General features: G+C 33.2%; 22 protein-coding genes and 1 tRNA gene. 9 read left to right on the forward strand and 14 right to left on the reverse strand.

The window, feature by feature from the left end; translation table 11 throughout:
* Positions 1-35: 35 nt before the first annotated feature.
* A complete protein-coding gene (locus tag HGO49_RS07285) occupies positions 36-200 on the reverse strand; it encodes a hypothetical protein (protein WP_237398531.1) in 165 nt (54 codons plus the stop codon).
* Positions 201-311: 111 nt separating this feature from the next.
* A tRNA-Thr gene (locus HGO49_RS03690) sits at positions 312-384 on the reverse strand.
* 19 nt (positions 385-403) lie between these two features.
* Here HGO49_RS03690 and HGO49_RS03695 point away from each other — a divergent pair.
* From HGO49_RS03695 to pdxH, 3 genes are read left to right on the forward strand one after another with little or no spacing between them, the layout of a single operon-like run.
* A complete protein-coding gene (locus HGO49_RS03695; protein WP_172758348.1) occupies positions 404-547 on the forward strand; it encodes a hypothetical protein in 144 nt (47 codons plus the stop codon).
* Positions 513-1,328: a bifunctional DNA-formamidopyrimidine glycosylase/DNA-(apurinic or apyrimidinic site) lyase gene (gene mutM / locus HGO49_RS03700; RefSeq protein ID WP_026092611.1), complete on the forward strand. Its 816-nt coding sequence runs from the start codon at positions 513-515 to the stop codon at positions 1,326-1,328. The genes HGO49_RS03695 and mutM overlap by 35 nt, the downstream gene beginning before the upstream one ends.
* Before the next feature lie 15 nt (positions 1,329-1,343).
* On the forward strand, positions 1,344-1,937 hold the full coding sequence (pdxH, locus tag HGO49_RS03705) for a pyridoxamine 5'-phosphate oxidase (protein ID WP_017531861.1): 594 nt from the start codon (positions 1,344-1,346) through the stop codon (positions 1,935-1,937).
* 580 nt (positions 1,938-2,517) lie between these two features.
* Here the strand turns inward: pdxH and HGO49_RS03710 are convergent.
* The 9 genes from HGO49_RS03710 to trmD all read right to left on the reverse strand — a co-directional run bounded on the left by HGO49_RS03710 (position 2,518) and on the right by trmD (position 8,765).
* Positions 2,518-2,661, reverse strand: a complete 144-nt coding sequence (locus tag HGO49_RS03710) for an ankyrin repeat domain-containing protein (RefSeq protein WP_017531860.1) — start codon at positions 2,659-2,661, stop codon at positions 2,518-2,520.
* Positions 2,652-4,118: an IS4 family transposase gene (locus HGO49_RS03715; RefSeq protein ID WP_172758531.1), complete on the reverse strand. Its 1,467-nt coding sequence runs from the start codon at positions 4,116-4,118 to the stop codon at positions 2,652-2,654. The genes HGO49_RS03710 and HGO49_RS03715 overlap by 10 nt, the downstream gene beginning before the upstream one ends.
* Positions 4,119-4,164: 46 nt before the next feature.
* Entirely contained in the window at positions 4,165-4,578 is a 414-nt protein-coding gene (locus tag HGO49_RS07290) for an ankyrin repeat domain-containing protein (RefSeq protein ID WP_237398615.1), read from the reverse strand.
* Positions 4,579-4,581: 3 nt separating this feature from the next.
* Positions 4,582-4,698 (reverse strand): hypothetical protein, encoded by a 117-nt coding sequence (locus HGO49_RS07295; RefSeq protein ID WP_017531957.1) that lies wholly within the window; start codon positions 4,696-4,698, stop codon positions 4,582-4,584.
* An 8-nt stretch (positions 4,699-4,706) separates the two neighbouring features.
* Complete coding sequence (locus HGO49_RS07300; RefSeq protein WP_017531956.1) at positions 4,707-4,994, reverse strand: ankyrin repeat domain-containing protein; 288 nt, start codon at positions 4,992-4,994, stop codon at positions 4,707-4,709.
* A gap of 399 nt (positions 4,995-5,393) precedes the next feature.
* Positions 5,394-6,191 carry a phosphoribosylformylglycinamidine synthase subunit PurQ gene (locus HGO49_RS03725; RefSeq protein WP_017531955.1) on the reverse strand — a complete coding sequence of 266 codons (798 nt, stop codon included), beginning with the start codon at positions 6,189-6,191 and terminating at the stop codon, positions 5,394-5,396.
* The gene (locus tag HGO49_RS03730) at positions 6,188-7,438 is read right to left on the reverse strand and encodes a PstA family ABC transporter permease (protein WP_017531954.1); all 1,251 of its coding nucleotides are present in this window, start codon (positions 7,436-7,438) and stop codon (positions 6,188-6,190) included. The genes HGO49_RS03725 and HGO49_RS03730 overlap by 4 nt, the downstream gene beginning before the upstream one ends.
* Before the next feature lie 254 nt (positions 7,439-7,692).
* Complete coding sequence (gene rplS / locus HGO49_RS03735) at positions 7,693-8,070, reverse strand: 50S ribosomal protein L19 (RefSeq protein ID WP_007302278.1); 378 nt, start codon at positions 8,068-8,070, stop codon at positions 7,693-7,695.
* Complete coding sequence (gene trmD / locus HGO49_RS03740; protein ID WP_017531952.1) at positions 8,067-8,765, reverse strand: tRNA (guanosine(37)-N1)-methyltransferase TrmD; 699 nt, start codon at positions 8,763-8,765, stop codon at positions 8,067-8,069. Before trmD ends, rplS begins: the two co-directional genes overlap by 4 nt.
* A 74-nt stretch (positions 8,766-8,839) precedes the next feature.
* On the opposite strand from trmD, the gene purC reads away from it, so the two are divergent.
* Positions 8,840-9,562 (forward strand): phosphoribosylaminoimidazolesuccinocarboxamide synthase, encoded by a 723-nt coding sequence (purC, locus tag HGO49_RS03745; protein WP_017531951.1) that lies wholly within the window; start codon positions 8,840-8,842, stop codon positions 9,560-9,562.
* Here the strand turns inward: purC and purM are convergent.
* A complete protein-coding gene (gene purM, locus HGO49_RS03750) occupies positions 9,559-10,596 on the reverse strand; it encodes a phosphoribosylformylglycinamidine cyclo-ligase (RefSeq protein WP_017531950.1) in 1,038 nt (345 codons plus the stop codon). The genes purC and purM overlap by 4 nt on opposite strands.
* Before the next feature lie 137 nt (positions 10,597-10,733).
* Here purM and HGO49_RS03755 point away from each other — a divergent pair, with 137 nt between their 5' ends.
* Both HGO49_RS03755 and HGO49_RS03760 read left to right on the forward strand, forming a co-directional pair.
* Entirely contained in the window at positions 10,734-11,009 is a 276-nt protein-coding gene (locus HGO49_RS03755) for a hypothetical protein (RefSeq protein ID WP_012481935.1), read from the forward strand.
* Positions 10,994-11,359 (forward strand): histidine phosphotransferase family protein, encoded by a 366-nt coding sequence (locus HGO49_RS03760; RefSeq protein ID WP_125855783.1) that lies wholly within the window; start codon positions 10,994-10,996, stop codon positions 11,357-11,359. Before HGO49_RS03755 ends, HGO49_RS03760 begins: the two co-directional genes overlap by 16 nt.
* A 327-nt stretch (positions 11,360-11,686) precedes the next feature.
* Here the strand turns inward: HGO49_RS03760 and HGO49_RS03765 are convergent, their stop codons facing one another.
* On the reverse strand, positions 11,687-12,505 hold the full coding sequence (locus HGO49_RS03765) for a transporter associated domain-containing protein (protein ID WP_017531949.1): 819 nt from the start codon (positions 12,503-12,505) through the stop codon (positions 11,687-11,689).
* Positions 12,506-12,907: 402 nt separating this feature from the next.
* Here HGO49_RS03765 and hemE point away from each other — a divergent pair, with 402 nt between their 5' ends.
* The 3 genes from hemE (at position 12,908) to HGO49_RS03780 (ending at position 15,922) form a co-directional block, all read left to right on the forward strand.
* Positions 12,908-13,924 (forward strand): uroporphyrinogen decarboxylase, encoded by a 1,017-nt coding sequence (gene hemE / locus HGO49_RS03770; protein ID WP_017531948.1) that lies wholly within the window; start codon positions 12,908-12,910, stop codon positions 13,922-13,924.
* Between the two features lie 438 nt (positions 13,925-14,362).
* Positions 14,363-15,556, forward strand: a complete 1,194-nt coding sequence (locus HGO49_RS03775) for a pyridoxal phosphate-dependent aminotransferase (protein WP_017531947.1) — start codon at positions 14,363-14,365, stop codon at positions 15,554-15,556.
* A 48-nt stretch (positions 15,557-15,604) separates the two neighbouring features.
* Positions 15,605-15,922, forward strand: a complete 318-nt coding sequence (locus HGO49_RS03780) for a DMT family transporter (protein ID WP_010403511.1) — start codon at positions 15,605-15,607, stop codon at positions 15,920-15,922.
* 16 nt (positions 15,923-15,938) lie between these two features.
* On the opposite strand, the gene HGO49_RS03785 is transcribed toward HGO49_RS03780, so the two are convergent.
* Complete coding sequence (locus tag HGO49_RS03785) at positions 15,939-16,451, reverse strand: hypothetical protein (protein ID WP_017531946.1); 513 nt, start codon at positions 16,449-16,451, stop codon at positions 15,939-15,941.
* Positions 16,452-16,689: the final 238 nt, after the last annotated feature.

Consider the following 16,689-nt stretch of genomic DNA (forward strand, 5'->3'; position numbering starts at 1 on the left):
CTTCAAGTGAGAGTATATAAGTAAGATACTAACTACTAACAAAGATATACAAAAGTTGTCTTTGTATTATGGGAAGGGCTATACTTATCCAATAAGTCGTTTTTCCTGTCTTTTAGGGCTAATATTCCATCTTCTTTCGCTAACTTAAAATCTATATCCTGCTTCCAGTGCGATAAATCTACAATTACATTTTCTACCATTTGTTTTCCTATTTTAGACCTCACTAATTACTTTATAATAGATACAGGCAGCTTCAATGTCTCACAATCATAAACGTTGAATACATACAACAACATGAGTACAATTCAGTGTGCCGTTACCAAGACTCGAACTTGGGACCTCGTCATTACCAATGACGTACTCTACCACCTGAGCTACAACGGCAAGTTCACGTATTATGATAATGAATAACATGAAAAAAAATAAGGAAAAAGAAGAAGAGAGAAAAAGATTGGCAAAAGCTTTAAAGCAAAATATTCTAAAAAGAAAAAAACAGCAACAGAGTAGACAAGATGCCGGAACTCCCAGAAGTGGAAGTAATCTCTAACTTCTTATTTGATAAAATCAAAAATAAGAAAATAAGTAATGTTACAGTCAATAATTGGAATTTGCGTGTACCAATAACGAAGAATATTGATGATTTGCTAAAGGGCAAAGTTATAAATGATATCAAGCGTAGAGGTAAATATATAATCTCGAATATAGATGCTAGTATGGCTGTAATCATACACCTTGGCATGAGCGGAAAGCTTATATATGCTGAAGACAATCAAGCACAGAACAAACATGATCATGTGATATTCTTATTTTCTGACAACACTTCGGTAATCTTTAATGACCCAAGAAGGTTTGGATTAGTGATTGTTTTAAACAGAGAGCAAGAACTAAATTTTTTTAATAACCTAGGAATAGAACCCCTCACAGATGAATTTGACGGACATTATTTACAGAAGTTGCTAAAGAACAGAAAAGCAAATATCAAATCAGTATTAATGAATAATAAGCTAATAGTTGGCGTAGGTAACATATATGCTTCTGAGAGCTTATTTAGAGCTCGCATATCACCACTTAGGCTAGCACAAGATTTAACATATATAGAGTGCGAAAAACTTGCTATCGAAATAAAAAATACTCTGAGTGATGCAATTGCTGCTGGTGGTTCAACACTGAAAGATTATGCACAGCCATCTGGATCTGCTGGATACTTTCAAAATAACTTTTACGTATATGGTAAAGTGCAAAAACCTTGCAGAATCTGCAACAATATCATAACACTTATACGACAAAATGGTCGTAGCACTTATTTTTGCAATGCATGTCAGAATTAAATTTTATTTTTGCATATGACACTCTTACCTGAAAAAGATCCTTTTGATTTGTTTTCAAAGTGGTATCAAGAAGTACTTAATTTTCCGTGTAAAGAGTCAACTGCAATGACGCTAGCAACGTGTAGCAAAGACTGCGTTCCATCTGCAAGAGTGGTATTACTAAAGGAATATAGTAAGGAAGGTTTTGTGTTCTTTACTAACGTAAACAGTAGAAAAGGAAAAGAATTGACTGAGAACCCCAAAGCTGCACTCGTATTTCATTGGACAGAATTTTCTAGACAAGTACGAATTGAAGGAGAAGTTAGGCTTCTAAGCGGCAAAAAGGCTGACGAATATTTCTCTTCTCGAGCACGCGATAGTCAAATTAGCGCGTGGTGCTCAAAACAATCGAGTGTTCTGAAAAATTGGCAAGATTTTGAGCAAGCTATAAAATTGAAGGAGAAAGAATTCCACAATACACAAGTTTCTCGTCCTGACTTTTGGGTGGGATTTTGCGTAATCCCAAAGGTAATTGAATTTTGGCAAGAAGGTGAATATAGGAAACACACTAGATTTAGATATACTCTTGTTGAGAAAAGCAATTGGAAAATAGAGCAGTTATATCCTTAATTGTAAAAAATAGCATCTGTTCAGATGCATATGAAACCAGTGCTTCCTTTTTTGTCATCTCAGTTTCCATAATGTCATCCCAGTGCTTGACACTGGGATCTAGGAATTCTGATCATGTATCAAGACGTTGCATTCAAGTAGTTGACCTGGAACCCATTATACTCCGTAAATTTAACTGGATGCCAGTGTCTGGGCACTGGCATTACACCCATTCCTTTCTAGTTTGTTATTCAAGTAGCCTTTTTAGTATCATCTACTTTCATGACACTATTCATTCCTATAATTGTCTTTTCTCGTCTATCTTATTTTTCCACTCTGCTTGAACAGATACGTATGGAAAGCTCTACTGTGTAAGTGCCTCTCTCTTAACTAATATACATCACTTGCTAGGTCCGGATATATTAATTTTTGATAAGTCAACTTCATCTACTGATGAGCTAGGTCTGGTGTCTTTCATATGTTTTACCAAAAGCTCCATAACTTTTCTTTGCCCAAGAAATTGCTGAAATGAACGTAATGCATCCGGATCAGTTAACCCAAGGAATGTCTGGAATGCTTGTAGATTTGGGCTATCATTATACTAGCCACTATTTTTATTGCTCTTAGCAGTTGCTTGTAAAGGAGTATCTCCTGAATGGTTTTTAATATTAGCATCAGCACCTTTTTTTAGCAATAATCTTGCTATTTCTTCATGGCCTTTTATAGCTCTTACTATTACCCACAAGTATAGAATTCATGAGCAAGTCTCCATCCTTCTGCTAAATCAAAGAGACGTTTCCATCCCTTCCACAAGGCTATAGGACCTGGTTCTAAGTCATTTTTGCGAGCTAAAAACCCTCCTAACTTGGCCACCCACCTCACAATTTCTCTTATAGGTGGTGGAGTCTCAGGATAGTTTTTTGTCTTAAGCATTTTGGTATATAAAACCTTCCATTCGTCATCAGTCAGTATGACAGTGCAAGAAAGATTCGGATTTGTTCTAGCTACCAATGTAATAAAAAATATTCTCCATGCAATTATACTCATAATTGTAAGAAAGCGGATCAATCTATCTGCTGTTTGGAGCCTACATTCTTCAACTTTAAGACCGGATTTCAAAATTTTATGAAAAACCTCTATTCTCCATCTTAAGCAATACCATTGTATTTTTTCTACTGCTTCTTCAAAATTATTAATATTTATATTTGTTAACAAAATCCAGTTTATGGGCTCTTCGCCAAATGGGGGATATCTTTCTATAACATAGACAGCATTTAAATTTAAATTAGGAAGTTTTTGGGTTTTACGTCTAGCGTTGTTTTTTGATGCATTCATCACAAAGTTACTAAACTTTACTTCTAAAACTGTTGTTCTTTGAGGTTTTTTATCGCGAGCAGGAATACTCACTTGAATTTCTCCTTGACAAGACATGCGATTCATCAAATCCCACAATCTTTCACCACCTTTTTCAGAATAAGTCGACTTCTTGTTTACTGTTCTGTTTTGATTTCCTCTTACTACAAAAAGAGATTGATTAGTGGAAGCAACTTCAAATAAATCATAAATATCTGCTTCTCTATCACAAACGGTAACTACCTTAACATCCTTTAATCCAGGATGTTTAGTAGAGTCTTTAAGTGATGCTATCCACCGTATGCTTTCTTTCTCTTCTATGGGAAGAGCAGTATTATGGCTTCTTCTTTTCAACTCCTTTAGGTCTTCAGTTAAGGAAGGTCTAGTACTAATTTTTTGATCCAATAATCCTATAGGTAGTCCTTCTGTTGTAACTGCAAACGTTGTATGCATCACTAATCCATGGGTTTTAAAATTAGTTGTTTTAGATGTTAATCTTGCTGCTATAATCCCTAATCCTTCGGTCTTTTTATGATTTTTATATGAAATATAACTCGTATCCTGGATAGCTAAGATAGTTGAGTATTCTTTAGCTCTTTCAACAGTTTTAATTATATGACTGTCTAATATTTTTCTTTCAGAAATGGCATCGTTTTGGAAAAATCTATAAGCTGCTTTACTTTGATGCCAATCTTCACAAGCTTGATTTATTGAACGCTCAGGCGATTCAGCAAAACTATTAACTATTTTTAGAAGCCTTTTACTTAATCTTATATCACCAAAATTAACAATTCCAAATTCACTTTCTGCCCATTCGCCAGTTGAGGTATTTATAGTTCTTTTCATCATATATTCCATTTTTAGACCATAGATCTATTTATAATAGAAAGTTGAATTAGTAAAATAGCAGCTTTTTCTCCATTTTTAGATTTATGGGTAATAGTAAGTTTATAGCTGCTACATGTAAAGGTGTATTACCAAACCTATTGCCAATGTTGACATTCACTCCTTCTGCACTAAGTAATAACTCAACTATCTCTTTATGGCCATTGTTAACAGCTACACTCAAGGGATCCCTATCAGTGCTACAGTCATTGACTTTAGCGCCGTTACTAAGAAGCAACTTAACTACTGCTTTATGTCCATAAAGAGCAGCTAAATACAAGGGTGTGAAATTATCTTTGTTTGCTGTGTTAACATCAACCTTTCTTGTATTAATTAATAATTCAACTACTTCAGTATGTCCATTCTGTGCGGCTATTTGTAGAGCTGTTGTACCAAATGTATTGTCTTTAGCATCAACCTCAATTTTTTAAGTATCAAGTAACACCTTTACAACTTCTACAAGTCCATTTTGAGCAGCAATATGTAAAGGTATTTTACCATCAGTATAGTCTTTTATGTCAGGATCAGCTCCTGCTTTAATCAACTCCTCTACTATAGCGTTACTGTAGTTTTGTTTTCACTCATAATAGCAGAGTGTAAAGGTGTACTGCCTTCAATAGTTCTTGCATGAACATCAGCCCCTTTACTTATTAGTAACTTTACTACGTCTAACTGCCCTGAATAAGCAGCTTTATGTAAGGCTGTAAATTCAGCTCTATCCTTGATATTGATATCAATTTTTGCATTAAGTAATGACCTAACTTTGCTTATTTCACCGCGAAAAGCAGCTGTATGTAATGGAATACTCTCATCTAAAAGCCATTGATCTATACTGAACATGTTTACCCTCTCTATATATACAAGAGCATACTATATCAGAATAATGAATACTCAAGCAAGTGTATTTATCCATTGAATTTTTTTTACGCTTGCTGTATTCACTAGCTTATTAAAATTTCTGAATCAGGTATTTTTTAGCTATAAATATCAAGAAATTTACCAAATGGAAAAAAGGCAAAAGAACCCCTTGGTAGTGAGTTTTAATAATTTAATGTGCTCACAAACACGTTTTGGCTGAATGTAGAAAAATTTAAAAAACCGCTACAATTTCGCCGATAAATACTCTGAATGAATTTTGTCATTGAACCCACGCAGGTCAAAAATAAGGATTTATTGTCATAACAAGGAAAGTAACTTTTTATGGCTTAAAAACTTGTTGTATGTAACGTATTGTAATACTTACGCAAAATATTTTAGTGCATTCTCAAATATGAGCATTCCATCACCATATTTTGGCATAGCCACTCCTGAACGTTTACATTTTTCTTTTTCAAGAGGCCAGTTGTCCTGCTGAGTAAAAAATATTCCTCTCTCTGGGTGAGGCATTAAAGCTAAAACTCTACCACTTTTGTCTGACAAAGCTGCCAGGTCGTATATAGATCCGTTTGGATTGTAAGGAAATTGTAAATTTGCATAGTCACCATTTTCATCAACGTAACGCAGTGCAACAGAATTATTTTCAATCAATTGATTTAAAATATCTTGATCCATAAAAAACCTGCCTTCTCCATGAGCAACAGGAAGATATAGCTCACTCAGGCCCCGTAGCCAAACAGAACTACTCTGCGGATTAACTCTCACTCTAATCCAACGACATTGGTAATTACCTATATCATTAGAGGTTAAAGCTAGATTAGAGAATTCTGGAACTAATTTTACTAATATCTGGCAACCATTGCACATCCCTATAATAAGCTTATCCTGAGATAAGAAATTTTGAAATTCGTCTAACAAGTTGTTTTTTATACGCAAAGCAAATGCATTACCAGCACCAGTATCATCACCATAGGAAAAACCTCCTGGAATTGCAAGTATATTGCTTAATTTCAGTTCACTTGGATTATCTATAATATCATTAATGTGAACGATTTTTACTTCAATATTATTAATACCAAGCTTTCTGCTGCATTCCATAAATGCAAATGCAGTTTCTTTTTCGCAATTTAAGCCATAACCAGATAGGATTGTAATTTTCATGAATCAAAAAACTCGAACTTTCTTTTTACAAAATTTGCTATTAAATTCAAAGCAAATAGCATTAACAATAAAGCTATAATTGCAATGGCAGCAAGCTCAATAAATGCAATTTCAGGACTACTTGACCATATGTATATTTGTACAGGTAAAACAGTTGCCGGATCGAAGAAGGATGTAGGTGTATCAGCAATAAATGCTACCATGCCTATCATAAGTAAAGGGGAAGATTCGCCTAAAATCCTTGCAATTGCAAGCACTGCACCATGTATTATCCGTGGCAACGCAATTGGTAAAGAGTGATCCAATATCACCTTGATGTGAGGCGCTCCAAGAGCAAAAGCTGCATCTTTTATTGCAATAGGAACATTTGTAAAGGCATTTTTTGTCGCAATAATAATATTAGGCAGCATCATAAATGAAAGAGTCATCCCGCCAACAAGCGGTGAAGAACGGGGTAAACCAAATATGCCCAAGTAGAGAGTCAGTCCTACCACACCAAATATTATCGAAGGCACTGCAGCAAGGTTATTCATGCTAATTTCTACAATACTGGTTATTAGCCTATTTCTAGGCATAAATTCATAAAGACAGATACCTGACATAATTCCTATTGGCAATGCCAATGCTAAGCATACTATAATTGTCATTAATGAACCGATAAATGCCCCTAAAATACCTGCATTCTCAGGCTCACGAGAATCAGACTTAAGAAACAGAGACTTATTAAAAAATTTTCTTACTCTTCCCTTCTCTTTTAACCAATCAAGTAATTTAGCATAATGATCATTCAAACATTTATTTTTATATAGTGAATTGATCACACTCGATGCGGTAAACCAAATCTCATATTCACCACTATCTTTTACTTTCTTACGAAAAAATTTCTCTAGTTCTTTGTAAGAATTACGACTTAAAATTTCGTCACTGTCTTTAAAGTCAATTCCTTCAAACACTTTATGTAAAGAGTTATTGAGTAGTCTAATGGACTTATATCGTAAATCACCAGGATTATTAGTTAAAATAAGATCAGCATTTATTTCAACTGGCAATAAAATTTTCGTTACCGTTAAAGCACTGTAAGAGTTAACTAATATACTTAGTAATATACATATAGGACACCCAATTGAGACAATCAGTGCTGTAAAAGAGCAAAAGCATAAAATGTTGTTCTTTTTATTTTTTCTTTTTACACGAGCATGTACGCGCTTAGATTGAAGTAACTTAAGAAAGTTTTTCTTTATACTCATTTACTTTTCTTTATATGAGGATTTGAAAAAACTTTCCCCTTTTTCCAGTGCTTGACACTGAGATCTTGCAGGCTTTGCCTGCAAGTAATTTTTATATTTCTCATGAAAGCACAAACCAAAAGGAGAATCTGGATCCCAGTGTCAAACATTGGGATGACACCACAGCGGGAGGAAAACGTACAGTTGTGCGTCACACACTGGGATAATAAGAGAGAGTTTTGAGATGATACAATTGACATCACTCCCTATTTTATCTACTTAGATTTTTTTTTAACATAAGTAGTACGTTCTTTGATTCTTGCAGCTTTCCCAAATAGCTTGCACAGATAATATAATTTTGCTCTACGGACCTTTCCCTTTCTCATCACTTGTACTGAAATTAATGCAGGAGAGTAAACAAAAAATTGTGATACTATACTTTCTCCATGACTTACCTTTCTAACTGAAAAAGAAGAGTGTAGTCCACGATTTCTTTTTGATATACATACGCCCTCAAATATCTGTATACGCTCACCCGTACTATCAACTACCTTAAAAGTGACCTTCAAATCATCGCCAGGACAAAAAGCTGGCATCTCTTTGGCTAATCTTTGTATTTGTTGTTCGTTAAATTTTTCAAGCAAGTTTGTCATTTATCATCTCCATTCAACAATTCAGGTCGACGTTCCTTTGTTCTAACATATGACTGTTCCCTTTTCCAATCACTTATTTTTCTGTGATTGCCAGACAACAGAACCTCAGGAACTTTATACCTACTCCACTGCTCAGGCCTAGTATATTGAGGATATTCAAGCATACCGCCACTATAACTAAAACTTTCTTCAGCAACGCTATCGAAATTATTTACTACACCTGGAAGAAGCCTAATACATGCATCAAGAACCACCATCGCAGCTGGCTCACCTCCCGAAAGTATATAATCTCCAATACTTAACTCATAAGGAGTATACACATCAATTACTCTTTGGTCAACACCTTCAAATCGACCACACAATATTGTTACATGAGGAATTTCTGTTAACTCCTTTGCAATTCTCTGATTAAATTTTGTACCAGATGGAGTCATATAAATAAATCTAGTATTTTTATGAGCAGAAAGCACATTATCAACTGCATTACCAATCACATCTGGGCGCATAACCATCCCTGCTCCACCTCCATATGGAACATCATCTATAGTTGAATGTTTATCTTTAGCAAAAGAACGAATATTTACTATTTCAAGATTCCATATTTTTTTTTCCAACGCTCTTCCAGCAAGAGAATAGTTCAAAAATCCGGGGAACATTTCTGGAAATATGGTTAATATTGTAACATTGAACGCCATTAAGGTTTATTTTAAGTTATTTGAGGCTATACTCTAAGAACAGTAAATTGATATGATACATAGTTAAATTAAATATGTCACTGAATAAAACGATATACGAAGGTAAAGCCAAAGTCATTATTGAAACTGAAGACTCATCAACTGTTATACAGTACTTTAAAGATGATGTTACAGCGTTCAACAAGGAAAAATATGAAATTATTGAGGGCAAAGGAATAATTAATAATCATGTTAGTGCTTTTATCATGGAAAAGCTTGAAGAAGCAGGAATTAGCACGCACTTTATAAACACTCTAAACGAAAGAGAACAGCTAGTCAAAAAACTCAAGATAATACCTCTTGAGATAGTGGTTAGAAACATTGCAGCTGGCAGCTTTTGCAAACGTTTTAATATCAAAGAAGGTGAGACACTTACATCTCCTATAATCGAGTTTTTTTACAAAAATGATGACCTAGCCGACCCAATGGTGAATGAAAATCACATACTATATTTTGGTTGGTTATCCCATAAAGAAATGGAAGAAGTTAAAACTACAACTTTAAAGGTCAACAAAATCTTAGTCGACCTATTTTCAAATGCAAATATATATTTAGTTGATCTCAAGTTAGAATTTGGCAAATTGATAAACAACAGCACTAAAATCATTTTAGCCGATGAAATCAGCCCTGATAATTGTAGGCTATGGGATAAAAATACGCATAAAAAGCTAGACAAAGATGTTTTCCGTTTAAATCTAGGAAACTTAAAGGAAGCATACTCAGAAGTTGCAAAAAGACTGTCAGTAAAGTTAGACTAACTAAATACTACTCTATCAAGTGGAGAGTCACATGCCTCATCAAGTTTTCCAATAATCTCAATTTTTTCTCCACGTTTTTGGAAATGGCTTTCCACATCCTTCATATTATCGGGATCTACAATCAGTACTATACCTATGCCACAATTAAATGTTTTTAACATTTCTCTCTTTTCTATTTTGCCTTCTTCTTTCAGCCATAAAAATATATCTGGCCATTTCCAAGAATTAATATTTATGTCTACAAATAAATTTCCTGAGAGAATTCTTGGAATATTGTCTATTAACCCGCCACCTGTTATATGCGCAATGCCTTTTACCTTTGGCATAATAGGCAACAAAGAATCAACATATATCTTTGTTGGCTTAAGTAATATTTCACCCCAAGATTTATTATTCCATGGAGATATATCATTATAATTTATACCTAAGCTTTTAAAAATATGGCGCACCAAAGAAAATCCATTTGAGTGAATTCCATTTGATTCTAAACCAACTACACAGTCACCTGCTTTCATTATACTACAATTTGGAAGAATTTGCTTTCGATCAACAACACCAACCACAAACCCTGCAAGGTCATAGTGATTGTTACCATACATTCCAGGCATTTCTGCAGTTTCTCCACCAACTAATGCTATTTTAGATTCCTTGCACCCTTCTGCAATGCCCTGGATTACAGACAATAAAACGTTTTTGTTTAAAACGCCTGTTGCAAAGTAATCAAGGAAAAATAAAGGTGTTGCTCCTTGTGCAAGTAAATCATTTACACACATTGCAACTAAGTCTATACCTATAGTATCATGCTTATTCACCTCTTGAGCTATTAATAGTTTTGTGCCCACTCCATCAGTTGAGGAAACAAGTACTGGATGGTCGTATTTCTTACTCAGCGAAGAAAAGTCAAACAATGCAGAAAATGATCCTACTTCACTAATTACTTCTTCTCCTTTAGTCTTTTCAATAATAGGTTTAACTTTTTTTATTAGTTCATTATATAGTTTAAGGTCTATTCCAGATTTAGCATAAGTATTCATAACGCCTTCATAAATCTTATAATTATTAATACTACATTAATGCTTTGACACAAAAAGCGCAACGAAACTTTCTCTTAAATTGACTACTACATGCCTACCAATATAGGGTTAACTTAAATCATTTATACTTTTATCCAATGAATAAAAACATAATGTTAATAACAGAGTGCCTATCAGGACGAATTCTTCATGATTTTGCTAGTTCTATGCAAGGAATAGTGGGTGGATTGGAAGAGCTTGAAGAAAACAACCCTAATATGCAAAACGAAGCATTGTCATTGCTTAAAGAAAGCTCCGATGATTTAATATATAAATATAAAGTTATGAAGCAAGCGTATTCTCATTCATCAGATAATTGCAGCTTTGTTAAGACTAAATCCAATATAGAAAATTATTTATTAAAAAAAAAGTAAAGCTTCAGTGGAGAGTAAGTGAATGTCCTACAGAAAACTTAATTGAAAAAATAAATAAGATAATTTCCAATATGGTGATAACTATAATCAGTGCAGTGGCACAAATTGAATTAGTGTCTATTTTACTGACTAAAACAGAAGATAAAACACTACTCACTATAAAAGTAGTAAATGAACATAAATCAATAAGTACATTATTAGTGAGCAAATTAACAAAAAAAAATGATATTCGTTTGGATACAAAAGACATTATTATCTATATGACTTCTTTACTGTTAGAACAGTATAACACTAAAATCAATTGCACTTGTGAAAGTAATTCACTGAATATAGGCTTAACTATAACTTGAGGTGGCTTCATATTTCATAAAAAGGAATCGATACTATAAATTTGAATCTTGGATAAGGAAAGGAAAAATTTTGTGGAGTAACTTAGACATAAAATCTGTAGTTAATTTCTCTTTGAAAGTTACAGATTGCTAAAAATACTTAAATAACTAAGTTTTATAACTTTGTACCAATAAAACTATTCCTACCTTTAATTATCAAACAGTAATGTATAGAACTACAAATTTTTGCATATTAAGGAACCTTTTAAGCGCCTATTTAAGTTGCACATCTGGCTACTGCAATCTCTCACTTTCAAGGTAAAGTACCTTATTACCAAAAAATTAAATTTAATTTTTGTAATCACTTAAGTCTAGTATTATTTTGTTAATATATCGTTCATTTGCATCCTTGATGATAAACTTTATACCATTTTTATAACTTATGACTTCATCCACAGAAGGTATTTTACCAGCAATTGAAAGAATCAAACCACTAAGTGTGGCGTAATCTTCTTCAGAGTCACGCAACTCTATTTTTAGACTTTCTTCTATATCCTTTATAAGGGTCCTTGCTGACATTTCAAACTTACTTTGAGATAATTCAGTAATGGTGTATTCTGAATTTACCTCATTCCCGTTATCAATGTTTGGTATTAATTCTTCTATAAGATCAGTCATTGAAATTAAACCATCAGTTCCACCATGTTCATCCAACACAATAGCTAAATATAATTTAGAAGATTTCATCATAACAAAAAGATCTGTTGTTTTCATCGAAGCTGGAACAAACAGTATATTTTGTTTAATATCTTCCAGGTTAAAATTTTCATTCCTATTGAAAATAACATCTTTTACGTAAAAAAAGCCTGTTACGTTGTCAAAGTCATTTATATAAATTGGTATTTTAGTGTAGCAAGTTTTTTTCACCTTCTTTATTAACTCATCCTTACTTGATTTAATGTCTACTGAGCATATTTCCTTACGTGGAGTCATTATATCCATGATACTACAATCACGGAATTTTAATAGACTATTAAGTATGTCAAGATCTGACAGATCACCCATTAATGCCTCAGTCGCACACTTTTTTAACACAGAAGTTTTATTGAAGAGGAAGAGAAAAGTTCTGTATACTATTTTTTCTACTAAGGTTCTTTTCTTATTCAATTTATTCCCTTTAATGGTGAAAATGTCTTTAGATCAGATCTATCAAGAAAACTGTTATTAAATGTTTAATAAGCATGTGAATAATGTCAAATTAATTTGTGAATTATTTGTTAATATAAAATACTAACAATTGATCAACAACTTTCTCAACGACATATACATAATTGTGTAACAATACATGATAGTAAAGTATTTTACGTAAAAGAAAATTACTAACATTACAAATATCTTACTTATACACATAAATTATAAGGCAAAATCAATAGTATATAGAAGTTATTAACATATTTATCCACAAGTTAAGTAACACTAATTTTTACTGAATTTTAAGTTAATAACAATTTATTGATAGAACTATTATTACTACTATACTTTAGTATAGAAAAAAGTAGATAAAATAGATTGGAAAGCAACAAACCAACGATAGTAAGAATTATTAAGCAGAATAAGCCAAATGAAAAAGTACCTATTTGGTTAATGCGCCAGGCTGGTAGATCTCTTCCTGAGTATCGCAAAGCCGTAGAAAAAACGAGTAATTTCATGGAGATATGCTATAGCATAGATTTAGTGGTAGAGCTGACGCTACAGCCAATAAAAAGATTTGATATGGACGCAGCCATAATTTTTTCAGACATTTTAATAATAGCTGACGTTTTAGGTTGTGATGTGAATTTTGTTCGCGGTGTGGGTCCAATAATAAAACCTGTGAAAAGCTCTGAGGAGTTAAAAAATTCACAAGAATTTGAAACTAAAACCTTTCCAATCTTAAATGCCATCAGGAAAGTAAGAAGCCAATTATCAGAGGAAAAGTCCCTTATAGGCTTTGCTGGAGGGCCGTGGACGGTAGCTTCCTACATCATAGAGGGTGGTAGTAGTAAAACTTTTTCTAAAGTATTACATTTCTGTTCCCTAGAACTAGAAGAAGTAATTAAAAAAATAACAGAAGCGACAATTATTTATCTAATCAAACAGATAGAGTTTGGAGCAGATATTATTCAGTTATTTGACAGCAATGCTGGTATATTGCAGGGAGAACTGTTTGAAAGGTATGTAATCAAGCCAACAAAGAAAATTGTTTCAGCAATAAAGAATAAGTTTCCTGATTTTCCTATAATAGGTTTTCCGCGCTCTGCTGAAAATCTTTATACAGATTACTGCGAGCAAACAGGTATATCTGCAGTAAGTATAGATTATAATGTTCCAATAGAATGGGCGAAAGAAAATCTAAAAATTCCTCTGCAAGGGAACCTTAATCCTAGTCTTTTGGCCTACAATAAGTCAGAAGCAATTGAAGAAGCAAAGCGTATAATAGATTGTTTTAGAGGGTTACCTTTTATATTTAATCTCGGACATGGAGTGCTTCCTGATACTCCGGTTGAAAATATTGCTGCATTAGTGGACCTGGTAAGAAACTACTAAAACTCTTGTATGAAAAGCCTTTATGAGGGTGGAATGAAAACCTTACTTGACAAACCTTCCCACTTTTCCTACCATATCAGTAAGAGTATTTATCCTTATTTTTGGGCTCAATAACAAAATTCAGTAAAAAAACTCAAATATTTATTGGCAAATTACATAAAATTATAGCGGCTGCATGTCTTTTTTATTTTTTCTACATTCAGCCAAATCGCGCTTATTTTAAGCGTTAGCACATTATTACAATGCCAATTTACATTATTATAGGGTCAAAACTCGCTATACGGGGATTTATTTGCCTTTTTAAATTTATTAAGCTTTTTAATATCTATAGTTAATATATTTAAGAGTACAAAAATACCAACCTTTATGTAAAATAATAAAACTTCTAGCTTTTTTGTTGTGTAGAGTTTATCATTTTTATTTAACTTTAGTGAGATTATGTCAGACCTTGCAAAGAGGATGTCTCTGATAAAACCATCGCCTACAATCGCTGTGACCGATAAGGCAAACAGATTAAAAAGCGAAGGAAAGAAAATTTGCGTTTTAGCTGCGGGAGAGCCGGATTTTGACACTCCAGATCATATAAAAAAGGCAGCTATTCAATCGATAAATGAAGGCAAAACTAAATATACTGCTGTTGATGGAACGCGTGAGCTTAAAGAGGCGATAATCAATAAGTTAAAAAGGGATAACATTCTAGAATACACACTTAGCCAAATCTGTGTTGGTGCTGGTGCTAAGCAGGTGTTATTCAATTTGTTCATGGCAACAATTAACCCTGGGGATGAAGCTATAATACCAGCTCCTTATTGGGTTTCATATGTTGATATGGTAAGTCTTTTTGGCGGACTGCCAGTTGTTGTAGAGTGCAAACAAAACTTTAAGCTGATACCGGAGTTACTGGAAAGCAATATAACTGAGAAAACTAAGTGGTTAATTCTCAACTCACCAAATAATCCAGCAGGAATTGTCTATACATATGATGAATTGAAAAGCATAGCGCAAGTATTGCTTAAACATCCACATGTGAATGTTGTTACAGATGATATTTATGAGCACATAGTATACGACGAAAAGTTTTTTACCATTGCTCAGGTTGAGCCAAAACTTTATGATAGAGTTTTTGTGGTCAATGGAGTATCAAAAGCCTATGCAATGACGGGCTGGAGAATAGGCTATATTGCAGGCAGGAGTGATGTGATAAAAGCTATTTCTACACTGCAGTCTCAAAGTACTTCTAACCCAAACTCGATAGCACAAGCAGCAGCAGTTGAAGCGTTAAACGGTGATCATAGTTTTTTGAAAGAAAGAACAAAAATCTTTAAGGATCGTAGAGATTTTGTAGTAAAAAAGCTAAATTCTGCTTCAGGATTGTCAGCATCTATTCCACAAGGTGCATTCTATTTGTTTGTCGCATGTGAAGGTTTATTGGGTAAGAGCACGAAAAGTGGTAAAGTAATAAATAGTGATCTTGATTTTGCTGAATATTTGTTGGAAGACCATTTAGTTGCTGTTGTTCCAGGAATTGCGTTTGGTCTGAAAAATTTTATCAGAATTTCTTATGCAACCTCTCAGGAACAATTAGAAATTGGATGTAATAGTATTATTAAAGCATGTGAAATGCTAAGTTAACTTTTTAATATTCTTATGTATAATATTTCAGTAAGATAGAGTTGATTTATGGCGTGGGTATATTTGCTATTAGCTGGTTTGGTTGAAATAATATGGACCACAGCACTGAAATATAGCAATGGCTTTACTCGTGTTATACCTGTAGTAATTATTTTAGTTAGCGGTTCTGTAAGTCTTTACTGGCTATCGTTAGCAATGAAGTCTATCCCCCTTGGAACATCTTATGCAGTTTGGACTGGTATAGGCTCTATAGGTGCAGCGATAATAGGAATAATGTTTTTTAATGACCCAGTAAATTTTGGGCGTTTATTTTCCCTTGCTTTGGTAGTGCTGGGTATTATAGGATTAAAAGTATTTTCCAATTAGGAAAAGTTAAGTACGTCTATTTTACCATCTCAGGACTTTCTACTAAAGTTGCCTTGGATTTTTCGGTTCTTGAAGAGGGCATTCCTATTGATTTAGCAAGTACCTTTCTGATGTTCAATGTTTCATTTTTCTCATTTTGTTGAATTAAGTTAATATCGTTTATTTTATTCATTAAATCTTTTCCTTCCTTTAAAATTTTTAAATCGCTTTCGTTGATATGATGTTCATTTTTAAATTCTGCAACGATTTCTTTCTTCTTTGGATGAGTATTCAGAAATTCTAATATCTGGTGTTTAGCAACAGCTTGAATAAATTTCTTATCGTGAAATATTGAATTGTTATGTAGTTCTTCTAGGCTTTTATCATATTGTTTTGCTTCGTTTACAGTAAGTTTTATTATTTCTTCTGTGCTACTTAAAAGTTCCCTGTATAACTTGTCGTATCTATTGCCTGTGTGTGCGGCAAATGTTTGTTCAATGTATTTTGTTATGTAGTTTTGTAGCGTATTGTCTATTGTACCTATGTTCATTCACTCACCTTGCTTTTATATTATATTTTACACACAAAAAGGTTAATATTTAGTTAACTACAGCGTTTCTGATACTGAATTTCATTAAAAATTATATTATTTAAAGTATAATCGGTATCACGAAATAAAAGCGTAAGTAAAATGAATTTTGTAACAAAACTAAAACTTATAGTAAAAAAAATAAAGCTTAAGATGAACAAGGGTAAAATTATAAAAATCCTTATCATCTGTGGTATAA

The organism is Wolbachia endosymbiont of Diaphorina citri (assembly GCF_013096535.2).
Classification (GTDB): domain Bacteria; phylum Pseudomonadota; class Alphaproteobacteria; order Rickettsiales; family Anaplasmataceae; genus Wolbachia.